The organism is Sulfurimonas sp., assembly GCF_016744025.1.
Lineage (GTDB): Bacteria > Campylobacterota > Campylobacteria > Campylobacterales > Sulfurimonadaceae > Sulfurimonas.
Genome location: NZ_JADGFC010000009.1, coordinates 16,157 through 37,282 on the forward strand (window position 1 = coordinate 16,157; position 21,126 = coordinate 37,282).

The window sequence follows — 21,126 nt, forward strand, 5'->3', positions numbered from 1 at the left end:
AGTTAATGGATTTTAAAGTACTTTTTTCTCAGTTAGTTGTTCTTTATACTAAACTAACTTCGCAGCAACGAATTATTATTGCCGCTGCTATTATAGGTATAGTTGCATTTTTAATATTCATGGTCGTATACACGGCTAATAAAAATACTGATGATCAATATGAAATCCTTTTTAACTCCCTAAGCTCTGAAGATGCCGCTAAAATTGTTGAGCAATTAGAAAAAGATGGAATAACTTATAAGCTTGAAGATAATAACATCATAAAAGTACCTAAAGATGTAGTTTATAAAGAACGTATAACTATTGCTTCTATGGGAATTCCTAAAAATAGCGGTGTAGGATTTGAGCTTTTTGATACACAAGAGTTTGGAGCTACAAGCTTTGATCAAAATATTAAATATCTCCGTGCCTTAGAGGGTGAGCTATCTAGAACTATTAATGCTCTTGGTCCAATTGAATCAGCAAGTGTAAGTTTAGCTATTCCAAAAGACACTCTTTTTATTGCAAAACAAGTTGATCCAAGTGCTTCAGTTATGGTTCAACTTGTAGAAGATAGAAAACTCTCACCTAAACAGATTCGTGGTATTAAAAATCTTGTTGCAGCTGCCGTTCCTAAGATGAACTCTACTAATGTAATGTTAGTTAATTCTGATGGTGAGACTCTAGGTGATGAAGATGAGATGGCTCAAATGAGTGAGTTATCCCTTGTTCAGCAGAAGTTCAAAACAAAAGAAGAGAAAAAGAGACAGAGAAAAATAATGCAAGTTATTTCTCCTTTTGTCGGTGGGAATGAAAAAGTAGTAGCACAGGTAACAATAGAATTTGATTTTTCTATTCAAAATACTACATCAGAGACATTTGATCCAGAGAATGTTGTAAGAAGTGAGCAAGTAAGTGAAGAAAAGAGAGAAGGGGCTTCTCCTGCTGAAGTAGGTGGTGTACCTGGTACTGTAAGTAATATAGGTCCAGTGCAAGGTCTTAAAAGTAACCAAATTAATGAAAAATATGAAAAAAACTCAGGTACAACTAACTATGAAGTTGGTAAAACTGTATCAACTACAAAGTCTCAATTTGCAAGAATTAAAAGAATAAGTGCAGCTGTAATTGTAGATGGAAAGTATAAATTTAAACTAGATACAGATGGTAAAACAACAGAAGCTATGGAGTATGAAGCACTTCAAGAAAGTGACTTAGAAGCACTAGCCTCATTAGTTGGACGTTCTATCGGAATTAATGAAGCTAGAGGTGATGAAATAAGTGTTAAAAACCTACAGTTCAAGAGAAATGAAGCTCATATTGATGATGGTGTATCTCAAGCTGTTACATTCTCTCAAACTTACTTAGCACCATTTTCTGGAGTATTTAAGTATCTGTTTGTTCTTATTTTACTTCTTATTCTTTACAAAAAAGTTATATCTCCATTTGCTCTTAGAATGCTTGAAGTATCAAAAGAAGACGATGAACTTAATCGTCCAACTCTTGATATAGAAGATGATGAAGAAGAAGACTTGTTAGAAAAAGTTCAACAAATGCGTAGAAAAGTTGAAAATCAACTTGGTGTCGGTGAAGGCTTTGACGAAGATGGACTTAAACATGAAGTACTCCTTGAAAAAGTTAGAGCTATGGCAGAAGATGCTCCTGAAGAGATAGCATCCTTACTTCAGTCATTACTAAGTGAAGAAGAAGATGGCTCTTCTAAAGAAAGGTCAAAATGATGAATTTAAGTCCAACACAGCAAGCAACATTTGATGAAATGGGAATGGCGGAAAAAATCGCCATTTTATTAATGCAACTCGGTGAAGAAGTAACAGCTGCAATATTTTCAAATATGAGTGTGCAAGCTATAACTGAAGTCTCAAAATATATTGCAGGGAATAGGACAGTTGAAAAAGCCGTTGCTACTGCTATACTTGAAGAATTCCATGCAATTATACAATCTGGTCAGTTTATTACTACAGGTGGTATGGAGTATGCAAGAGAACTTCTATATAGAACTCTTGGACCTGAAGAGGCTAAAAAAGTTTTAGATAAACTATCCAAAAGTATGCAAAATATTCAAAATTTTGCTTATCTTTCAAAAATTAAGCCTCAGCAGTTATCGGACTTTATTATTAATGAGCATCCTCAAACTATTGCTCTTATTCTAGCTCATATGGATGCAACGGAAGCAGCAGATACACTTCAGTTTTTCCCAGATGATTTACGTTCTGAAGTTGCTATGAGAATGGCAAAACTTGGAGATATATCTCCTTCAGTTATTAAAAGAGTATCGGCAGTGTTAGAGTCTAAACTTGAGTCTCTTGCTACTTATAAAGTTGAAGTTGGTGGACCAAGAGCAGTTGCAGATATCTTTAATAGACTTGGTGCTAAATCTGCCAAAGCTACTCTTTCTCAAGTTGAACAGGTTGATGAAGAACTTGCTACTCTAATTACAGAGATGATGTTTACATTTGAAGATATAGTAACTCTAGATAAAAATGCTATTACAGAAATTTTGAAAACTGTAGATAAAAAAGAATTAATGCTTGGACTGAAAAGTGCACCAGAAGAACTTAAAGAGAAGTTCTTTTCTGCCATGTCTGAGAGAGCAAGAGAAGCATTTGATGAAGAGATGCAGTTCCTTGGTGCTGTTAAAATGAAAGATGTTGAGAATTCTCAGAGAAAAATTGTTGAACTTGTTAATGGTCTTGCTGAAGCTGGAACTATACAAATGGGTTCTGCCGATGAGATGATAGAGTAAAGGTTTTGCTATGGCAACTGTAATTTCAAATGATAAGCTAAATAAGCACTCTATTGATAAATATAACTTTAAAGTTTTTTCTATGGGTGGAGGCTATGAAGAAGAGAGTGAAAAATCTGTTCTTATAAAAGAGAGTATTCCAGCAGCAAGAGATAGTGAAGTTGACTCTAGTGCCATGAGTCAAAGTTCAAAAGATTCACTTATAGAGTCTTTAATGAAAAAAACTGATGAGATGTCATCAAACTTCATAAAACTTCAGATGAAACTCGAATCAATGAGTGATGAGCATACTGTTGAGCTAGAAAAAGTAAAAACTGAGTCTTTTAATGAAGGTGTTTTAGCTGGTAAAGATCAAGCTAGTAAGGATGAAGCGAATAGTCTAACAAATGGTTTAGCTCAATTTGCTACATCTGTTAGCACTTTGGAGAATTCTGCTCACGAATATGAGAGCGCATTAGAAGGTATCAAAAGTCAGCTAATAAGTGCAGCTGTCGATATTTCTAAAGAAGTTATAAATATTGAGTTAAATGAGAGTTCAACTGCAATAGCCCAAGTCCTATCAAATGAGTTAATAAAAGAGTTACAAAGCGCATCAAAAATTACATTAAAAGTTAACCCTAAAAATCATGGTGAAATATCCCAAAGTGTGGGTCTATTAGATCACGTTAGTATTATTTCCGACAGTGCAGTTAGTGAAGGCGGAGTCATTGCCATTAGTGATGCAGGAAATATAGACGCACAAATCTCAAAAAGATTTGAGAGAGTAAAAAGAGCAGCCTTAAGTGAATAAAAATATGAATATTAAAGAAAAAAGTATAAAAGAACTAACTGTTCTTTGCCAAGAAATCAGAGAAGAAATTTTAAGAGTTGTTAGCAAAAACGGTGGACATTTAAGCTCAACACTTGGCGCTACAGAGATTATAGTAGCAATGCATTATGTATTTGACTCAAAGAATGATCCATTTATCTTTGATGTTTCACATCAGTCATATGCACATAAACTTCTAACTGATAGATGGGAAGCTTTTGATACTCTTCGTCAGTTTGGGGGAACGTGTGGTTATACCAAACCTACAGAGTCTGAACATGACTATTTTGTAGCAGGACATAGTTCAACGTCAATATCTTTAGGCGTTGGTGCTGCTAAAGCAATTGCTCTAAAAAAAGAGCAAGAATCCAGAGTTCCTGTTGTTATGATAGGTGATGGTTCTATGACTGCAGGTATGGTTTATGAAGCATTAAATGAGTTGGGTGATAGAAAATATCCTCTGGTTATTATACTAAATGATAATGAAATGAGTATTGCAAAACCAATAGGTGCAGTTAGTAGAATGTTAAGTTCAGCAATGGCATCTCCATTTTATCAAAAGTTTAAAAAACATACTGAAAATTTTGTAGATAATTTTGGTGAAGGTGCTCATTATATCGCTAAAAGAATGGAAGAGAGTTTAAAACTTATTACTCCTGGTATGCTATTTGAAGAGATGGGAATAAATTATATTGGACCTGTTGATGGACATAATTTAACTCAGCTAATAGAGATTATGCAAACAGCGAAAAAGCTTAAACAGCCTGTAATTATTCATGTTCAAACTGTTAAGGGTAAGGGTTATGACATAGCAGAAGGAAAAGAAGAAAAATGGCATGGAGTAGGTCCTTTTGATTTAAGTAACGGACATAGTTCAAAGAAGGCATCTGCTAAGAATGCTACTCAGATATATACAGAGGCTCTATTGCATCTAGCAAAACATGATGAGAAGATTGTAGGTGCTACAGCAGCTATGCCAAGTGGAACAGGACTAAGCGAGTTAATGGAGCTTTATCCGGATAGATTTTGGGATGTTGCAATCGCAGAACAACACGCTGTAACTTCAATGGCAGCTTTGGCAAAAGAGGGTTTTAAACCTTTTTGTACGATCTACTCTACATTTTTACAACGTGGATATGACCAAGTAATTCATGATACTTGTTTGATGGATTTACCTGTTGTTTTTGCACTTGATCGTGCGGGAATAGTTGGAGAAGATGGAGAGACACACCAAGGTGTATTTGATATTAGTTTTTTAAGAGCTGTTCCAAATATGACTCTTTTTGCTCCAAGAGATGAGAAATCATTTCACCAAGCACTTGGTTTCGCAGCAGAGTATCAACATCCTTGCTCACTTAGATATCCAAGAGGGTCATTCATAAAAACTGACCTTCCTGAATCTTCTCCTTTTGAACTTGCTAAATCTCAACTGCTTCGCTCAAATGAGAGTGATATCCTTTTCATAGGTTATGGTAACGGTCTTGGTCGTGCGTATGAAACAGCGCAGCATCTAGATGTTGATGTTAACATACTTGATTTAAGATTTGTAAAACCATTAGATGCAGATATGTTACGTGAGCTTTCAACTAAACATAAAAAGTGGTTTGTCTTTAGTGATAGTTCTAAAATGGGTGGCGTTGGTTCTGCTATATTAGAGTTTTTAGCATCTGAGAAAATTTTAGATATTGAAGTAGAAAGCTTTGAATATGAAGATGAATTTATAACTCATGGAAATACAAAACTAGTAGAAGAATCTTTGGGTCTTTTACCCCAACAACTTGCTAAGAGAGTATCTACACTCTCTTAAGCAAACTCTGCGTCTATATACTTAATCATAACAACTAGAGGACACTTCATGCCATTTGAAATCTCAGATCTAAAAGAACATAATTCAGAACTTTTAAAACTTCTTACTCACAATCTACCCGACATGTTATGGGTTAAAGATTTAGAGGGCAAGTACCTATATTCTAATCAAGCGATTTGTGATGGTCTTTTAATGGCAAAAGACACTCAAGAACCAATAGGCAAAGGTGATGTCTTTTTTGCATTAAGAGAGAGAGAAGCTCATAGTGATAAAGCTCAGTGGCATACATTTGGAGAACTGTGTTTTAATTCTGATCAAGTTGTAATATATAAGAACAGAGCCATGAAGTTCGAAGAGTACGGAAATGTAAAAGGAAAATTGCTTTACTTGGAAGTATACAAAGCACCATTTTATGATAAATATGGAAATATAATTGGTACAGTAGGCGCAGGTCGCGATATTACTAAACTTAAAAAAATACAACTTGATTTAGAAGAAAGCCTCAAAACCTTAGCTCAGCAAAGAGAGCAGTTAGAATCATTTAATGAAGAGCTTGAAAAACGAGTTAACCAAGAGATAGAAAAACAACAAAAACAAGAAGGTCTTATGATTCATCAGTCTCGTCAAGCCGCAATGGGTGAGATGCTAGAATATATTGCACATCAGTGGAGACAACCATTAAATATTATTGGATTAGCGACCGCTAACTTAGAAACTCAACATGTAATGGGTTCTTTGGATAAGATTTAGTTTAAAGAGAAAATGGACTTGGTATCTTCAAATATAAATTATATGTCTGAGACAATTAATGACTTTAGAAACTTTTTAAATCCTAATAGAAAAATAATCACCTTTTCTCCACAAAAAAGTCTTGAAGAGGTTTTAACAATTCTTGACGCACAACTCAAATGTAATGAAGTTATTTACTCTTTAGTTAGTGATTGTAATCTGGATTTTTGTGGTGTTGAAAATGAGTTCAAGCAGGTAATGTTTATTTTAATAAATAATGCAATAGACGCGATTAAATTGAAAATACAAGAAAATATTATAAAAAAAGGTGAAATTAGCATTAAACTCAGTTGTTTAGATGATAAAGGAATTCTTGAGATATCAGATAATGGTGGTGGAATTGATGATAAAATCATAGAATCTATTTTTGATCCATACGTTACAACTAAATCTCAATCTCATTCTCATGGTATGGGAATAGGACTTTATATAGCTAAAAATATTATTGAGTCAAGAATGAAAGGTTCATTAAGCGTAGAAAATATCCAAGCCGGTAGTTGTTTTAGAATTTATTTAGCTTTAAAATAGACTTAGGTTATATTTGTATATAATAGGCCATGAAAATATGGATATCAGATACACAAGCCCCAAGTCATAGACTTATAAACCTTAACTGTGAAAATCGTGATAATTATAATTACCTTGGTGATTTTGATGATGATGAGTTAACTAAGTTCCTCTTAGAAGTTCAAGCCGATATAGATGTTTTAAAAAATATAAAACTACTCAAATACTATGGATATATACACCTTTTTATTATTGCAAAATAATTAAGATTATTATCATCCTTTCTCTCTTTAAATTAATTAAGTAATCTCGTGATAAAATAAGTAAAATTGATGTTTAGGGAATACGATGAGAATAGTCTTTATGACTTTAGTTGCTGTTATATTTACTGCATCTATATTTGCTTTGGATAATCAACAGAAGTATCATAAAGTAATTTCGACAATAGAAAAAAATTATTATCTCTCTCTTTCTGAAAATCAGATCATAAGTAAAGGCTTATTAGAATTTGTAAATACAACTTCTTTGTTAAGTAAAGCTCAAAAGAAAAAAATCTATATCAAATTTAAATCCTATAACACCAATAAAAAAATAAATATAATTAAAGAATTATTAGTACAAAATTTGTTTTCTAAAGAAGAAATTTACGAGATACTTATTAATGAAACAATGAAATCACTAGATGCTAACTCAAACTATCTAGATAAAAAACATATGCAGTCTTTGAAGATTCAAACAGAAGGTGTATATGGAGGATTAGGTCTAAGAATAAGTAAAAAGAATAGTGCTTTAACTGTTTTATCATTCTTGCATAATTCTCCTGCTTTTAAAGCCGGTATACAAAAAGGTGATATTCTTTTAAAGATTAATGACTTCTCCAGCGAAAACATCTCTTTAAGTGAAGCAGCAAATCTAATGAGAGGTAAGGTTAATACATCCATCAAATTGACAATACTGAGAAATGCTGAGATAAGACACCTAAGTGTTATAAGAAATTTTATACAGATAAAATCAGTAGATGCAAAAAAACTCTCAAATGATATTTTATATTTGAAAATCCTAACATTTGATAAACATACTCTTGAACATATTACTAAGCAAATGAAAGAAAATCTTGACTCTACTAAAAGTATAATAATTGATCTTAGAAATAATCCAGGAGGCTTACTTACACAAGCTGTAGGTATAGCTGATTTGTTTATGAATAGAGGAAATATTATTACTCAAAAGGGTCGCTCAAACATAGCCGAAAAAATATACAACGCTTCAAAAGAAAATACTCTTACAAATCTTCCTTTAGTTGTTCTCATAAATAAAGAGAGTTCATCTGCTGCTGAGATTTTAGGTGGAGCCTTAAAGATGCACAATCGTGCTACTCTTATTGGAGAGAAGTCTTTTGGTAAGGGAAATGTACAGGCGATTTTTCCTATAAATAAAGAAGAGTCTATTAAATTAACAGTCGCACAATATTTATTAGCTGATGGTAATAGTATTCACAATATTGGGATAAAACCAGATTACAATGTAAACACAGATATTGTAGATGGTTATGACCTTGCTTTAGACAAAGCTCAAGAGTATTTGAGCAATCAAAAACTAAAGATGAAGTAAGAAGATGTTTAAAAGCTTAATGATATTTTTGCTTTTATTAGTTTTTTCTTTTATAGTAAACTTTTCTTCATGTATAGTATTTATACTTTATATATTAGCATTTACAACACTCTTGAGTATTTCTTTGTCTGAGATGCAAATAGTAAAAAAATATGCACTTGCTCAGACAGTTTTTCATAAAAATACATCCATCTTTAGCATTGTTAAGAGTGTATGGTTAACACTTTTCTTATCACTTTTTATAGGGTTTGGAGCTTCTGTAATTATTTTACTAACTAGCGTCTATCTAGATTCTCTTATGTTTTTGATTTTAGGTTTAGATGTTCTTTTTATCTGGGTTACATATGAGAAGATTAAAAAAAGGTTATTATCAACTATAAAAGAAAACTTTTTAGATGCCATCTCTAGAAGATGGGCTGTATGGATAAATACATTTATATTGTTATGCATATTTATTATTTATCAATTTTTTACTGCACCTACTTATGAGGTGAATATTTTTAAGTGTGAAATATTAAACTTTCTCTCTTCAACTCTAAGATATAAAGAATTATTAGAGTGGAAGTTTATGAGTGCATCTACAAGTATAATAGGAAATAATAATGGAACTTTCTTTTGGTTTTTTTATCTCTTGATTTCTCAAGGAATATTTGCTTGGGCTTATTCAAAACTTCTTCTTAGTGTCTCTATCCCTAGGTCTATAATTAAAAAAGAAGATTCTAAAAGCAGAAATTACTTTATATTTGGTTTTATAGCTACTATACTTCTTCTTTTTGTTATAACAATGAGTATAAACCATCTTTACGAGAGAGAGCATCTACAAAATATTCAAACTCAAATAAACAAAGCTTACAAGGAAGTGGACAGAGTAATAAGCTCAAAACTAACTTCAAGTGAGAAATCTTTAATAGAGAATATTAATCTTGTTATAGATGCTGAAGTTGATATGGCTTTTAAACCTGTATATATGTCTATTCCTAAACTTAGTGATTATTACTACTCTGTAAAAGGTGAGTACACTCGCATCATTCTAAAGGGTTACAGTCTTTACTGTGGCTATAAAAATGACTATATGGTTCCATACTATAACCAATACCTTCCAAATGGCTATAAACTAAAGCAGTGTGACTCTAAGATGCTAGATAATGAGATAGAGTCTAAGATAAACTATTTCTTGTTTGAAGAAAATGATTTTTCTATTAAAGTGGATAATGCTTCTGGGAGCATAAATGAAAGTATAAAAAAATCTATGAAAGATTTTCAAAGTGAATTAAATGAAAGTTTAAACTCTTTAGAATCACAACATCAAATAGAATTTACTTCACTTGAGACAAACTTTGATAATATCTTTGAAGCAAACTCTAGAGACGTTGCAAAAAAAGGTTTAAGTGCAACAGGAACTCTTATTATTAGCGGGGCAATATCAAAGAGTGTAATGTCAAAGATGCTACTGAAATTTGGAGCAAAGGGTGCAGCAAAAGCTTCTTCATTTATTGGTGGTTCTGTAGCAGGATTAAGTATTTGTTCTCCAAGTGGACCTTGGGCTTTGTTGTGTGGAGTTGTAACTGGAACTGCTAGTTGGGTAGGTGTCGATGCCGCAATGACAGAAGTTGATCAAGCATTTAATGAGGATGACTTTGAGCTAAGTGTAAAAAAGATGATAGACGCTCAAAAAAACACTCTTAAAGAGCTTATGAAAGAGTCGTATAAAGAATGGGTACAAAACATCTTTGTGAAACTAAAAAGAGACACAGACGCTTTGAAATCACCATATGAACAAGTCAGATAATTTAGTTAATCTCGTTTTTGATTATTTGAGCTAACTCAGAACATTGTTTGATTTTATCAGAGTAACTAATAGAGTCTTTTAAAATTATATCTATAAATGCACTTCCAACAATAACCCCATCTGCACCTTTTACTTTATCCTTAGCTGTTTTAGCATTTACACCAAAACCAACATAAGTAGGAGTAGAAGAATATTTTTTAATAGAGCTTAAAAATGGTTGTAAATTTTCAGCTACTCCAGAACCAGTTATCCCTGTATATGCAACCATATAGATAAACTTTTGAGCATCACTTACAACTTCTTTGATTCTATCTTCAGAGTCTGTTGGAGCCACAAAACAAATATTACTCATAGAGTTAGCTTTAAATAAATCACTATATGCAGCCGCTTCTTCATGAGGTAAATCAGGAACTATAAGTCCACTTACTCCAAGCTTAGATGCCAAAGGAAGAAGTTTATTCATATCTTGTTGATAAAAGCTGTTGAAATAACCCATCCAAAGAGTGTCTACCTTTGGAGCTACTATCTCTGAGATCTCTAAAAGATCTTTGAATTTAAAACCAAGTTCAAGAGCTTTGTGATTTGCTTTTTCTATTAAAGGACCGTCTGCAACAGGGTCAGAAAAAGGAACACCTAGTTCAAGCATGTCAACACCGTTTTGACCAAGTGCCAGGCTCAAGTCTATACTAAAAGATTTTTCTGGGTAAGCAGAAGTTATATATGCTACAAGTTTTTTCAATTGTTTTCCAGTTTAATTATTTTTTAAAATAGGGTATTTTTAATAGAGAATACTTTATATGACTCAAGACATTGTCAACTTTAAAGTCTTCTTGCCACTGAGCATACATATCACTTATCTCAAGAAGCCATGTTACAACATCTTCACTAGCTAACTCATCTGTTTGTCTTAGAGACTCTAATGCATCTTCAACAAAAGCAGAAAGCTTTGCCATTGGTAAGATTTTTAAGTATCCAGAGGCTGATTTTATATTGTGAAAAACACGAAAAAGTTCATCAATACTAATCTTATACATATTAGGTTTTTCAAGATCCGTAATCATGACTTCCATACTCTCCACCATCATAGAGTAGTGGTCCAAAAATTCATCTACAACTTCATAATCAAAGTTACTATCTAAGTCACTTTTTATACCCATAAAGTAATTCTCCTATTTAGTGTAATTGTATCAGTTTTTAGTTAAAATACTTTTATGAATAAAAAAATGACAATAACTTCTATACAAAAAACAAAAGGTGTAAGACCTATTGTTATGATTACGGCGTATGATGCACTGTTTGCAAAACTACTAGAGCCTAGCTCAGATATGATTTTGGTAGGTGACAGTCTAAACATGAGTTTCGCAGGAAAAAGAGATACTCTTAGTGCAACAATGGACCAAATGCTTTATCATACAAATGCAGTATGTAATGGTGCAAAAAATACTTTTATAGTATGTGATATGCCATTTGGAACTTATACTAATAAAGACGATGCCCTCTGTAATGCAATAAGAGTTTTTCAAGAAACTTCGGCTGACTGTGTAAAAATAGAAGGTGGACAAGATAAAGCAGATATTGTGAAGCATCTTACATCAAATGGTATTGCAGTATGTGGTCATATTGGTCTACTTCCTCAATCAGTTAGAAGCGAAGGTGGATACAAAGTTAAAGGTAAGAGTGAAGAAGAAAAACTCAAATTAATCCAAGATGCTAAAGCTATTGAGAATGCTGGAGCATTTTGTATGGTAATTGAAGGTGTAAAAGCTGACGTGGCTACTGCTATTGCAAAATCTGTAAAAGTTCCTGTTATTGGAATTGGAGCTGGAGTTGATGTTGATGGTCAGGTTCTAGTCTTCTCAGATATGTTAGGCCTTTTTGAAGAGTTCACTCCTAAGTTTGTAAAAAAATATATGGATGGTGCAACTTTAGTAAAAGATGCAATTCAAAACTATGCAGATGAAGTTATAACTAAAGAGTTTCCAAAAGAGGAACACACTTATTAATGGTTGCATTTAATGGATAGAATAGTAGAGATAGAGACTTTTAATGCTGATGAAGAGATTGCAGAAACTACTCTACGTCCAGATGCTTGGAATGAGTATATTGGACAAGAACAAATAAAAAAGAATCTTAGTGTTTTTATCCAAGCAAGTAAAAAGAGAGATGAAGCACTTGACCATGTTCTTTTTTACGGACCTCCAGGTCTTGGTAAGACTACCTTAGCTCTTATCATCGCAAATGAAATGAATGCAAATATAAAAGTAACAGCAGCTCCAATGATAGAAAAAAGTGGAGACTTAGCTGCAATACTTACTAATCTAGAAGAGGGTGATATTCTTTTTATAGATGAAATTCACCGTCTTTCTCCAGCTGTTGAAGAGATACTTTACTCATCTATGGAAGATTTTCGTATAGATATAATCATAGGTAGTGGACCTGCTGCACAAACAGTAAAAATAGACCTTCCAAGATTTACTCTCATTGGTGCAACAACAAGAGCGGGAATGCTCTCAAACCCTCTTAGAGATAGATTTGGTATGAGCTTTAGAATGCAGTTTTATTCTTCTACAGAGTTGTCAAAAATTATTTCTCAAGCATCTACTAAACTTGATAAAGAGATAATTCATGAAGCATCTATTGAGATAGCAAAGCGAAGTCGTGGAACTCCTCGTATAGCTCTGCGTCTTCTTCGTCGTGTTAGAGATTTTGCTGAGGTTGCAGAAGAGCTTAGTATAGATCATTCTCGTACTCAGTATGCCTTAGACCAGCTTGGTATAAATTCTCACGGTTTTGATGAAATGGACATAAGACTTTTAAAACTTTTAGTAGTGGCAAAAGGAAGAGCAATGGGTCTTAGTACGATTGCAGCAGCTCTTAGTGAAGATGAGGGAACAGTAGAAGATGTGCTTGAACCTTACTTAATTGCAAATGGTTACTTAGAGCGAACAGCAAAAGGGAGAAAGGCTACTAGAAATACTTATGAAGTTTTAAATATCTCACTTCCTACTGAAGAGGGGAATATTTTTTAATGAAACCTCAATATTTTGTAGCTATCTTATTTGCCACTTCTCTTTACTGGATGTATTTGTTATATGCTCCATTTTTACTTAGTATTACTATAGCTGCTTTATTGGCTATATCAACTGCAAATATTCAAGACTTATTAGAGAAACTTTTTAACTCAAAACTTGCTGCAGCTTCTATATCTAGTTTTTTGTTAGCAGTTTTATTTTTTGCACCTCTTGGTTATTTTCTAGCAACTTTAACTATAAAACTAAACAGCATAGATCCTCAAGTTTTTGTAGGAATTGAAACTTATATAAAAGAGTGGATTAAAACACCTCCCGCTTATCTTTCTTTTATCAAACCGTACGCTGTAGATGCACTAAAAGATATAGATGTAAACTCACTTACAACAAAAGCAATTTCTCTTACAGGGACTATTGGTTCGTTTAGTGCAGGCTTTTTAAAAAATGCATTCTTAATTATTATCTTTTATTTCTTCTACCAATATAACGGAGCACATATAGTAGAGTTTTTAAAGCGTGTTGTGCAGATGTCAGTTGATGAGACAACAACACTTACTAAAGAGCTCTCTGCTGTTATGAGTGTGGTCTTTTACTCTATCATTGTTACTGCTATGTTTGAAGGCATACTCTTTGGTGTCGCAGTTTCATTTATGGGTTATAACGGTCTTCTTTTTGGAATTATGTATGGTTTTGCTTCTTTGATTCCTGTTGTTGGTGGAACTCTTATGTGGCTTCCATTTATGCTTTATGAATTTTCAATCGGAGATTCATCAAGTGCAATATTTATAGCTCTTTATTCTATAGTTGTTATCTCCATAATTGCTGATACATTTATAAAACCACTAATTATAAAAGAGATTAATAATAGACTTTTAAAAGAGGATGATACAAGAATAAACGAGCTTATTATTTTCTTCGCTATTATTGCTGGACTTGCAACATTTGGTTTTTGGGGAATGATTTTAGGACCTGCAATTACTGCATTTTTCCTAACTATTTTAAAACTATTTGAAGCAAGAACTAAAGAGTGTGAAACAAAAAATACTTAACTAGAGATTTACTTTTTGTAAACCTCTGGATAGTCATCTTTAAATCTTCTATGTAACCAAAACCAAGGTTCTGGAGCTTTTAAAATCTCTGCACTTAACCAATCAGTCTGCATCTGAGTTGATACTTTGATATCTTCTTGTTCATTGTCTGTTTTTGGTGGTACTATTTCATCGTAAAATTTTATAGTATATGTTCCATCATCGTTTGCATGTATAAGAGATGGAATCAAAGCAGCGTTAAACTTTCTCGCAAAGTAAGCAGTTGTTTTAATCTGACTTGTAGGCTTACCTAAAAAATCAACTGTAATAGCTTCTCTTTTATTTACATTAGTATCAATTAAAAGTGCAATAGCTCCACCTGAGCGAAGACGTTTAAGTATTCCTCTAGTTGCTCCACCTCTTTCCAAATATGTCATACGAGATTTTGAACGAGAACTTAAAAGATAATTTTGGAAATATTTATTGTTCATTTTTTTATAAACAATCATAATCGGTTCACGAAGAGCACTGAGCATCGCTCCAGCAAACTCCCAAGAACCATAATGAGATGTTACAAAGATGATAGGTCTACCTTCATTCTGTACCTTTTTTAGTACTTCATCATTCTCAAATCTAATTTTTTTGGACAACTCTTCTATGGGGTAGTATCTTATCTCCATAGTATGTAAAATGTTTAATAGAAGTTGTGTAAATGCATTTTTAGAAACTTTTTTTATAAAATCTTCATCTACATTATCTCCATATATAAACTGAAGGTTTTGTCTTATAACCTTGTTGTATCTTTTAGAAATTTTATATGCTAAAAAACCTAAGCCTAGAAAAAAAGAACGTCTAACTTTTCTTGGCAAGAACATTAAAAATTTTTCTAGTATTAAAAAAGCGTAAAAACCAATCATTTTAATAACTCCTTAGCTTCTCTAGTAATATTGTAAACAGGAATGTCTTTTATGGAAAAGTCATTTTTATCTATATGGTAAATATCTACAATAGAACTTGATTTGATTCCTATATTTATAGAAGTCTCATAAATCATTCTTGTAGTTGTTGGACCAAATAGAGTAACTGAAGGGATATTTTGAGCCCATGCCATATGGGTTGGACCAGTATCATTACCTATAAGCAAATCAACACTAGAAATTAGTGAAACTAAATCTATTAGAGATAGTTTAGGTGCAATATTTGCATAAGCAGAGTTTTTGGATATCCAAATAGCGTCTTCTTTTTCTGCATCTGAGCCCCATAAAATGATACTATTTTCTTTTAACTCATTACAAAGTTGCAGAACTTTTTCTTTTGGATATTTTTTTGATTCCCAAGAAGCACCTATTACAATTGCTATGTTTTTTTTACCATTCTTTTCTAGGGGATAAATCACTGTTTCAAAAACAGGGTTTTTACTCTTTAACATAATATCATCTATCTTAAATCCAAGTCCATCAGAGACAAGGAATGTATTTCTCTTAACAATATTTTCATCATATTCTATATGTGAAGTAGTTTTGTAAAATAAAGAAGACAATCCTTCTCTTGCAGAATTTTTATCAAAACCATGAGTGTTAGCTCCTACAAGCCTTGCAACAACAGCTGACTTTAAAAGTCCTTGAATATCTATAATAATATCAAAAGTACCTAATGAACGAAGTTGAGAGATTGTACGTTTTAAAAGAGAAAAGCTCTTAGACTTTTTCAATTCTTTTAGGTTTAGTGTATGAACGGCAGTGATTAAAGGATGATCTTGTAGTAGTGGAGCAAAAACTTCTTCAGTAATCCACTCTATTTTTGAATCTGGATATTTTTCATGGATAAACTGTAGAGTTACAGCGCTATTTACAATATCTCCAAGAGCAGATAGTCTTACTATAGCTATACGTTTTATGTCTTTTTTCATTCTCGGCATTATACCTAATTTAGCATAGCGCTTTGTTTTTTTAATTCAACAATTATCTCTTTTTGTCTGTCATAAACATATTCCATGAGTACGGCTTCGTATACTTGGTCTTCAAAGAGGTTAACAACAACTTTACAGAATTTCTCATCACAAAGTGTAAACATAACTTCTGCGGCAAGCATAATACTCATATATCCTTCTTCACTATTTTTCATAGGAAGGGTGAACTTCAGAGACACTTGCATATTTTTTAAAGATTCTATATTAGGGTGCATTCTTGTTTTAATTGCAATTGAATTCATAGAAATATCTAAGACTTCACCATTTAATGTACCTTTTTCAAGTACGATAGAAATTGGTGTTCTTTGTGAACAAGTTACACGAGAGTACTTTCTAGCATTTGCACTTCCCTGAACAAAATGAAAGTTCTTTAAAAGAGCAATTTTCTTTTTTGAATCTATATATTTTACATCTGCAACTATATCTTTTGAAAAACTTGATGACTGAAGTATTGTCTCTTTTTCAAAATTCATTACAGTACCTTGTAGTTGCTCATAAGTCACATATATTTCTTGCTCTGTTTTTTTCATTATTTTTGAAGAAGTATTTAAACATAAGCCTTTATATATATTTAAAAGTTTCATAGGCGTTTTATTTGTAAATGTTCCTTGAAGAAGCATATCAATTGCTCTATCATCATCAAGTTCATTGCTTATATCTATAACTCTATATTATTTTTCAGTTTCTATATCTTGTTTGGAAATATCTTCTTTAGATATGTCTGATATTGTTTTTAAGACAGTATCTAGTTCTAAATTGTTTATGTCAAAGGCATAAATACCAATTATTGGTTTAATACTCTGCTTAGAAGTATATGTAGAAATTTTATTTTGTATAGTAGTAGCTTTTTGTTTTGTAGCTTCAAAGTCTAGACCTTCAAAGAGTGTTAAGTAAAGGTTGTTGTCATATTGAGCTAGTAGAGTGTGAGAATCTATTTCTATTTCCACTTGTAAAAGTAAATCACGAATAGCCATCTCAATTTCATATTCATTCCAGTATTGACGTAAACTATGCATGTTCTCTACTTGGATTGTAATAATTGAAAATAGACTATAAGAAATACTTGCTTCTAAAATTTTATCTTTGATTATTTCTATAAAATAGATGCGATTTTTTATAAAATTTACGCTTTGGGAGAATTGTTTAGAACCTTGTATTGCATCTTTTATAATATGTTTTATAAATATATCTCCATTATAACCCGATGTAGTACTTGTGATATTATATGTTTTTTCAGAGCCGTTAAAGTTAAAATTACTTTGTTGAGAAATATCTTCTTCCAAAAATTTTACTAAATCAAGTTCCAAACATATTTTAGATTTTACCATTTCTAAATCTGAACATTTAAAATCATTATATAACTTGTCACTTGCATATTTTAATCCATTTGAATTAAAGATCATAAAGCATTTATCTTCTATTAAAGTCTTTGCTATAGAGTCATGGATTTGAAGCTCTCTTTTGAGTAAAAGTTCTGTTTTAATACTTGAGATTATTTTATCCGTAACATGTTTTGGAGTTATAATGCTTTTTACATTTAACATAGAAGTTAGTTGAAAAAGCATCAGATTATGTGAGTCGTTAATAAAAAAGTAAATTAAACTATCTGTTTTAGATGCAAGTAGTTTTTTTAGATGCGAGAGTAAATCTTTTTCTATTTTATCTATTTCAACTAGATAAATTTCATCATATTTAAGACTTTGAATCTTGCTAATATCAATAATTTAGCAAGACTCAAATGCGCTGATTGTGTCGATGTAGAAGTCTTATAATATAAATGAACCAATAGATACCTTTATAACTTGTTATTAACATATTATAGCATAGCTATCAAAAGAGCATGAAATAGTAAAATTAAGTAACCTTGAAATCTATAATTGTCCTTTATTAGTCTCTTAACACTTTTTTTACATATTTATCTCTTTAGTATATGAGTATTAAAATTAAAAGGATTAAAAATGTTTGATGATATATTAATTATGCCAGCAGTTCTTGTAGTAATAGGTGCGAGCTTTTTCTTTTTAATCTCTTCTTTAATAGGTATATTAAGCGATGGTATTTTAGGTGAAAGTAAAATAACTTAATTTTGCTATAATTGTGCATATTAAAAAGTAAAAAGGATATTTATATGGAACTAAGTTACTTAAGTATTTTGCTAATTATTGCAGGTCTTGCGATTGGTTATTTTATAAGTTATATTAAGTCTAGATTTGAAATGAGTTCATATAAGAGAGAATTAAAAGATTACAAAGAACACCTAAACAGACAGATGAAGATTACAAATGAAGGTAGTAAAAATCTTGAGAGTCAACTAGAAAAATTAAAAAAAGAAAATGAAAACTTAAGAATATCAGTTAAGACTTTAGGACAAAAACCAGGTCGTTCTGAGCTTAGATTATTAAATATTTATGATGGTGCTTTGAGAAAAATGATGTTAAAAGCCCCTGGGTTCTCATCTGCATGGGAAGTTGCATTACAAGAAGCTGAAAAAGAGTATGAAGAAAATGAAAGAGGGTTTAAGTCAATAATTAAAAAAGTATTTGGTCCTAGTATAACTCACCACACAGAATCTTCAATTATTGAAGATCAAAAAGAGGGTTTTAATTAAGCTAACCTCTTTGTTATTTAGCCTTTGCTATAATCACGATAATTTCATAAAAGGTAAGTAATAAGATGGTTGCATCTGATATTCAAGATTTCTCCGAAGGTCGAACTAAAGCAAGAGCGTATTTTTGTTACCTCTTTTCCAAAAATATTCCAAACAGACTTCCCTCACTAACTCAAGATATGATTGTCCCTCGTCTATTAAAGATAAAGGCTGATTTAGAGAATTGTGAAGGAGTCTATCTTTTGGACAACAAAGGTGTTCAAGTAACACCAACATATGCAGCAGATAAACAAATGGATGATGACGCTGGAAAAATACGGGCTGATCGAGCTTACTATTACCGTGCCGTTAGAGAAGGTCGATGCAGTATTACAGATCCATATCCATCTTTAATAACACAAAATCTTACTGTGACTGCTTCTCAACCAATTTATTGTGAAGATGGAAACTTAAAATATATAGCTTGTCTTGACATGCCTTTAGATGAAGTTTTAAAAATTGCTCATTTAAATACATCCGACGCATTCTTTTCAAAATTGTTTAAATTTTCATATGCTATGTTTGCTTTTGCTCTCATAGCAGTTGCACTATTTCTTTTTTCTCATGGAGTTAAAAGTTTTTTTGTAAATGAAATAACGATGTCAAATTTAATTATAGATGATATGTTTAAAGCAACTATTCTTTTAACTCTTTCTCTAGCCATATTTGATTTAGCAAAAACTTTGATAGAAGAAGAAATCTTAGGACGACATAAAGAACAAAATATTTCAGGTCCACATAAAACGATGGTCAAATTTTTAGGTTCAATTATTATTGCTTTATCTATTGAAGCATTAATGTTGGTGTTTAAATTTGCCATTACTGACCCTCCAAAATTGATGTATGCAATGTATATTATCACTGGAGTAGCACTACTGATAATATGTTTAGCAGTTTATATAAAATTTACAAAAGTGAAAAGTGATTCATGATAGCAATAGTTGATTATAATATGGGAAATTTAGCAAGTGTGCAAAATGCATTTACTAAATTAGGAAAAGAGACAGTTATAGAAAGTGACCCAAGTAAGTTTAAAGAGTATGACAAACTTATTCTTCCCGGTGTAGGTGCTTTTCCTGACGCAATGGAGCATTTAAAAGATAGGAATATGGTAACAGCATTAAGAGAATATGCTGCAAGTGGTAAATATATATTTGGCATCTGTCTTGGAATGCAACTACTTTTTGAAAGTAGTGAAGAGTTTGGTAAGCATGAAGGTTTAGGGCTTATTAAAGGTAATGTTATACCTTTTGACACTAATAAGTTTGAAGTATCAAGCAAAAATGAATTGCCTTTAAAAGTTCCACATATGGGCTGGAATAGAATGTTCACTTCTCAACATCCTTTGTTTAAAGATTTAGATGAAGAACATTATCTATACTTTGTACATACATATCATGTTAATTGTACAAACAAAGAAGATATTATTGGTCGAACTAATTACGGGTATGAATTTACATCAGCAGTGTCTCATGGAAATATAATGGGTTTTCAACCTCACCCAGAAAAGAGCCATAAAAATGGTTTACATATATTAGAAAATTTTATTTCACTATGATTGCTACGCTATCGAGAGTATACCCTCAAGGGGCACCACGATTTCGCTAGCTACGTTAACACTTGGTTCTCTTCAGCAGAGAACTCTTGCCACTGGTGGCTCTTAAAAATAATAAGGAAAATAATGACTTTATACCCAGCAATAGATTTAAAAGACGGAAAAGCAGTTAGACTAACTAAGGGTCTTATGGATAGTGCAAAGATTTATTCAGATGAACCTTGGTCATTAGTAAAAACATTTGAAGAAATGGGTGCTGAGTGGGTGCATTTAGTTGATTTGAACGGTGCATTTGCTGGAGAACCTAAAAACTTAGAACAAATTATAAAAATTCGAAAAAATTGTAATGTAAAGTTAGAGCTTGGTGGTGGTATCCGAGATGAAGAAACTATTAAAAAGATGCTCGATATTGGAATAGATAGAATAATTTTAGGATCAATTGCAGTTAAAGACCCTCAATTTGTTAGAGATATGGCATCTAAATATCCAATAGCAGTTGGAATAGATGCAATAGATGGTTTTGTTGCAGTTGAAGGTTGGGCAGATGTTAGCAGTATGAAAGCTACTGATTTAGCAAAAGAATTTGCTAATGCAGGTGTTGAAGCAATAATCTGTACTGATGTAGGAAAAGATGGAACACTATCTGGAGTAAATGTAGAATTTACCTTAGATATTGCACGAGCAAGCGGTATTAGTACTATTGCTAGTGGTGGAGTGAAAGATTCAAGTGATATAGAAGCCCTTATTGCAACAAAAGAAGTTGGCGGTGTTATTATTGGCAAGGCATATTACGAGGGCAAATTAGACTTACCTAAGATGTTTAAACTTCTTGATTAATGGTAAAAAA

General features: G+C 32.0%; 23 protein-coding genes. 17 read left to right on the top strand and 6 right to left on the bottom strand.

What is annotated here, in order from left to right; translation table 11 throughout:
- The first annotated feature begins 5 nt into the window (after positions 1-5).
- The 9 genes from fliF to QZZ48_RS02805 all read left to right on the top strand — a co-directional run bounded on the left by fliF (position 6) and on the right by QZZ48_RS02805 (position 10,051).
- Positions 6-1,715: a flagellar basal-body MS-ring/collar protein FliF gene (gene fliF / locus QZZ48_RS02765; RefSeq protein WP_294961722.1), complete on the top strand. Its 1,710-nt coding sequence runs from the start codon at positions 6-8 to the stop codon at positions 1,713-1,715.
- Positions 1,715-2,740, top strand: a complete 1,026-nt coding sequence (gene fliG / locus QZZ48_RS02770; protein WP_294961725.1) for a flagellar motor switch protein FliG — start codon at positions 1,715-1,717, stop codon at positions 2,738-2,740. The genes fliF and fliG overlap by 1 nt, the downstream gene beginning before the upstream one ends.
- Before the next feature lie 10 nt (positions 2,741-2,750).
- Positions 2,751-3,530: a flagellar assembly protein FliH gene (gene fliH / locus QZZ48_RS02775; protein ID WP_294961727.1), complete on the top strand. Its 780-nt coding sequence runs from the start codon at positions 2,751-2,753 to the stop codon at positions 3,528-3,530.
- Positions 3,531-3,534: 4 nt separating this feature from the next.
- Positions 3,535-5,355, top strand: coding sequence for a 1-deoxy-D-xylulose-5-phosphate synthase (gene dxs, locus QZZ48_RS02780; protein ID WP_294961795.1), 1,821 nt, complete (start codon positions 3,535-3,537; stop codon positions 5,353-5,355).
- A 48-nt stretch (positions 5,356-5,403) separates the two neighbouring features.
- Entirely contained in the window at positions 5,404-6,105 is a 702-nt protein-coding gene (locus QZZ48_RS02785) for a PAS domain-containing protein (RefSeq protein WP_294961730.1), read from the top strand.
- Positions 6,106-6,147: 42 nt separating this feature from the next.
- Positions 6,148-6,672 carry an ATP-binding protein gene (locus QZZ48_RS02790; RefSeq protein WP_294961732.1) on the top strand — a complete coding sequence of 175 codons (525 nt, stop codon included), beginning with the start codon at positions 6,148-6,150 and terminating at the stop codon, positions 6,670-6,672.
- A 29-nt stretch (positions 6,673-6,701) separates the two neighbouring features.
- Positions 6,702-6,914: a hypothetical protein gene (locus QZZ48_RS02795; protein WP_294961735.1), complete on the top strand. Its 213-nt coding sequence runs from the start codon at positions 6,702-6,704 to the stop codon at positions 6,912-6,914.
- An 85-nt stretch (positions 6,915-6,999) separates the two neighbouring features.
- Positions 7,000-8,262, top strand: a complete 1,263-nt coding sequence (locus QZZ48_RS02800) for a S41 family peptidase (RefSeq protein WP_294961738.1) — start codon at positions 7,000-7,002, stop codon at positions 8,260-8,262.
- A 4-nt stretch (positions 8,263-8,266) separates the two neighbouring features.
- On the top strand, positions 8,267-10,051 hold the full coding sequence (locus tag QZZ48_RS02805; protein ID WP_294961740.1) for a hypothetical protein: 1,785 nt from the start codon (positions 8,267-8,269) through the stop codon (positions 10,049-10,051).
- A 1-nt stretch (position 10,052) separates the two neighbouring features.
- On the opposite strand, the gene trpA is transcribed toward QZZ48_RS02805, so the two are convergent.
- A complete protein-coding gene (trpA, locus tag QZZ48_RS02810; RefSeq protein ID WP_294961743.1) occupies positions 10,053-10,790 on the bottom strand; it encodes a tryptophan synthase subunit alpha in 738 nt (245 codons plus the stop codon).
- A 16-nt stretch (positions 10,791-10,806) separates the two neighbouring features.
- Positions 10,807-11,208 carry an Hpt domain-containing protein gene (locus tag QZZ48_RS02815; RefSeq protein ID WP_294961745.1) on the bottom strand — a complete coding sequence of 134 codons (402 nt, stop codon included), beginning with the start codon at positions 11,206-11,208 and terminating at the stop codon, positions 10,807-10,809.
- 54 nt (positions 11,209-11,262) lie between these two features.
- Here QZZ48_RS02815 and panB point away from each other — a divergent pair, with 54 nt between their 5' ends.
- The 3 genes from panB to QZZ48_RS02830 are packed head-to-tail and all read left to right on the top strand — an operon-like array spanning position 11,263 to position 14,129.
- Positions 11,263-12,054: a 3-methyl-2-oxobutanoate hydroxymethyltransferase gene (panB, locus tag QZZ48_RS02820; protein WP_294961748.1), complete on the top strand. Its 792-nt coding sequence runs from the start codon at positions 11,263-11,265 to the stop codon at positions 12,052-12,054.
- Between the two features lie 12 nt (positions 12,055-12,066).
- Complete coding sequence (gene ruvB, locus QZZ48_RS02825; RefSeq protein ID WP_294961751.1) at positions 12,067-13,080, top strand: Holliday junction branch migration DNA helicase RuvB; 1,014 nt, start codon at positions 12,067-12,069, stop codon at positions 13,078-13,080.
- The gene (locus QZZ48_RS02830) at positions 13,080-14,129 is read left to right on the top strand and encodes an AI-2E family transporter (RefSeq protein ID WP_294961753.1); all 1,050 of its coding nucleotides are present in this window, start codon (positions 13,080-13,082) and stop codon (positions 14,127-14,129) included. Before ruvB ends, QZZ48_RS02830 begins: the two co-directional genes overlap by 1 nt.
- 8 nt (positions 14,130-14,137) lie before the next feature.
- On the opposite strand, the gene QZZ48_RS02835 is transcribed toward QZZ48_RS02830, so the two are convergent.
- Genes QZZ48_RS02835 through QZZ48_RS02850 form a run of 4 tightly spaced genes read right to left on the bottom strand, consistent with a single transcriptional unit; the run spans position 14,138 to position 17,642 of the window.
- Positions 14,138-15,025, bottom strand: a complete 888-nt coding sequence (locus tag QZZ48_RS02835; protein WP_294961755.1) for a lipid A biosynthesis lauroyl acyltransferase — start codon at positions 15,023-15,025, stop codon at positions 14,138-14,140.
- Positions 15,022-16,017, bottom strand: a complete 996-nt coding sequence (gene waaC / locus QZZ48_RS02840; protein ID WP_294961757.1) for a lipopolysaccharide heptosyltransferase I — start codon at positions 16,015-16,017, stop codon at positions 15,022-15,024. The genes QZZ48_RS02835 and waaC overlap by 4 nt, the downstream gene beginning before the upstream one ends.
- A 14-nt stretch (positions 16,018-16,031) precedes the next feature.
- Positions 16,032-16,697, bottom strand: coding sequence for a PilZ domain-containing protein (locus tag QZZ48_RS02845; protein WP_294961758.1), 666 nt, complete (start codon positions 16,695-16,697; stop codon positions 16,032-16,034).
- Between the two features lie 51 nt (positions 16,698-16,748).
- Entirely contained in the window at positions 16,749-17,642 is an 894-nt protein-coding gene (locus QZZ48_RS02850) for a hypothetical protein (RefSeq protein WP_294961760.1), read from the bottom strand.
- 393 nt (positions 17,643-18,035) lie between these two features.
- Between QZZ48_RS02850 and QZZ48_RS02855 the strand changes: the two genes are divergently transcribed.
- The 5 genes from QZZ48_RS02855 (at position 18,036) to hisA (ending at position 21,116) form a co-directional block, all read left to right on the top strand.
- Positions 18,036-18,161 carry a hypothetical protein gene (locus tag QZZ48_RS02855; RefSeq protein ID WP_294961762.1) on the top strand — a complete coding sequence of 42 codons (126 nt, stop codon included), beginning with the start codon at positions 18,036-18,038 and terminating at the stop codon, positions 18,159-18,161.
- Positions 18,162-18,205: 44 nt separating this feature from the next.
- Complete coding sequence (locus tag QZZ48_RS02860; RefSeq protein WP_294961765.1) at positions 18,206-18,685, top strand: hypothetical protein; 480 nt, start codon at positions 18,206-18,208, stop codon at positions 18,683-18,685.
- 65 nt (positions 18,686-18,750) lie between these two features.
- Complete coding sequence (locus QZZ48_RS02865) at positions 18,751-19,656, top strand: PDC sensor domain-containing protein (RefSeq protein ID WP_294961768.1); 906 nt, start codon at positions 18,751-18,753, stop codon at positions 19,654-19,656.
- Complete coding sequence (hisH, locus tag QZZ48_RS02870; RefSeq protein ID WP_294961771.1) at positions 19,653-20,282, top strand: imidazole glycerol phosphate synthase subunit HisH; 630 nt, start codon at positions 19,653-19,655, stop codon at positions 20,280-20,282. The genes QZZ48_RS02865 and hisH overlap by 4 nt, the downstream gene beginning before the upstream one ends.
- Positions 20,283-20,405: 123 nt before the next feature.
- Entirely contained in the window at positions 20,406-21,116 is a 711-nt protein-coding gene (hisA, locus tag QZZ48_RS02875) for a 1-(5-phosphoribosyl)-5-[(5-phosphoribosylamino)methylideneamino]imidazole-4-carboxamide isomerase (protein WP_294961774.1), read from the top strand.
- Positions 21,117-21,126 lie beyond the last annotated feature (10 nt).

What these genes read in the sequence shown, in the direction of transcription:
- fliF (WP_294961722.1), top strand. Translation starts at nt 6, where the DNA reads ATGGATTTTAAAGTACTTTTTTCTCAGTTAGTTGTTCTTTATACTAAA.
- fliG (WP_294961725.1), top strand. Translation starts at nt 1,715, where the DNA reads ATGAATTTAAGTCCAACACAGCAAGCAACATTTGATGAAATGGGAATG.
- fliH (WP_294961727.1), top strand. Translation starts at nt 2,751, where the DNA reads ATGGCAACTGTAATTTCAAATGATAAGCTAAATAAGCACTCTATTGAT.
- dxs (WP_294961795.1), top strand. Translation starts at nt 3,535, where the DNA reads ATGAATATTAAAGAAAAAAGTATAAAAGAACTAACTGTTCTTTGCCAA.
- QZZ48_RS02785 (WP_294961730.1), top strand. Translation starts at nt 5,404, where the DNA reads ATGCCATTTGAAATCTCAGATCTAAAAGAACATAATTCAGAACTTTTA.
- QZZ48_RS02790 (WP_294961732.1), top strand. Translation starts at nt 6,148, where the DNA reads ATGTCTGAGACAATTAATGACTTTAGAAACTTTTTAAATCCTAATAGA.
- QZZ48_RS02795 (WP_294961735.1), top strand. Translation starts at nt 6,702, where the DNA reads ATGAAAATATGGATATCAGATACACAAGCCCCAAGTCATAGACTTATA.
- QZZ48_RS02800 (WP_294961738.1), top strand. Translation starts at nt 7,000, where the DNA reads ATGAGAATAGTCTTTATGACTTTAGTTGCTGTTATATTTACTGCATCT.
- QZZ48_RS02805 (WP_294961740.1), top strand. Translation starts at nt 8,267, where the DNA reads ATGTTTAAAAGCTTAATGATATTTTTGCTTTTATTAGTTTTTTCTTTT.
- QZZ48_RS02815 (WP_294961745.1), bottom strand. Translation starts at nt 11,208, where the DNA reads ATGGGTATAAAAAGTGACTTAGATAGTAACTTTGATTATGAAGTTGTA.
- panB (WP_294961748.1), top strand. Translation starts at nt 11,263, where the DNA reads ATGAATAAAAAAATGACAATAACTTCTATACAAAAAACAAAAGGTGTA.
- ruvB (WP_294961751.1), top strand. Translation starts at nt 12,067, where the DNA reads ATGGATAGAATAGTAGAGATAGAGACTTTTAATGCTGATGAAGAGATT.
- QZZ48_RS02830 (WP_294961753.1), top strand. Translation starts at nt 13,080, where the DNA reads ATGAAACCTCAATATTTTGTAGCTATCTTATTTGCCACTTCTCTTTAC.
- QZZ48_RS02835 (WP_294961755.1), bottom strand. Translation starts at nt 15,025, where the DNA reads ATGATTGGTTTTTACGCTTTTTTAATACTAGAAAAATTTTTAATGTTC.
- waaC (WP_294961757.1), bottom strand. Translation starts at nt 16,017, where the DNA reads ATGAAAAAAGACATAAAACGTATAGCTATAGTAAGACTATCTGCTCTT.
- QZZ48_RS02845 (WP_294961758.1), bottom strand. Translation starts at nt 16,697, where the DNA reads ATGCTTCTTCAAGGAACATTTACAAATAAAACGCCTATGAAACTTTTA.
- QZZ48_RS02850 (WP_294961760.1), bottom strand. Translation starts at nt 17,642, where the DNA reads ATGCTTTTTCAACTAACTTCTATGTTAAATGTAAAAAGCATTATAACT.
- QZZ48_RS02855 (WP_294961762.1), top strand. Translation starts at nt 18,036, where the DNA reads ATGTTTGATGATATATTAATTATGCCAGCAGTTCTTGTAGTAATAGGT.
- QZZ48_RS02860 (WP_294961765.1), top strand. Translation starts at nt 18,206, where the DNA reads ATGGAACTAAGTTACTTAAGTATTTTGCTAATTATTGCAGGTCTTGCG.
- QZZ48_RS02865 (WP_294961768.1), top strand. Translation starts at nt 18,751, where the DNA reads ATGGTTGCATCTGATATTCAAGATTTCTCCGAAGGTCGAACTAAAGCA.
- hisH (WP_294961771.1), top strand. Translation starts at nt 19,653, where the DNA reads ATGATAGCAATAGTTGATTATAATATGGGAAATTTAGCAAGTGTGCAA.
- hisA (WP_294961774.1), top strand. Translation starts at nt 20,406, where the DNA reads ATGACTTTATACCCAGCAATAGATTTAAAAGACGGAAAAGCAGTTAGA.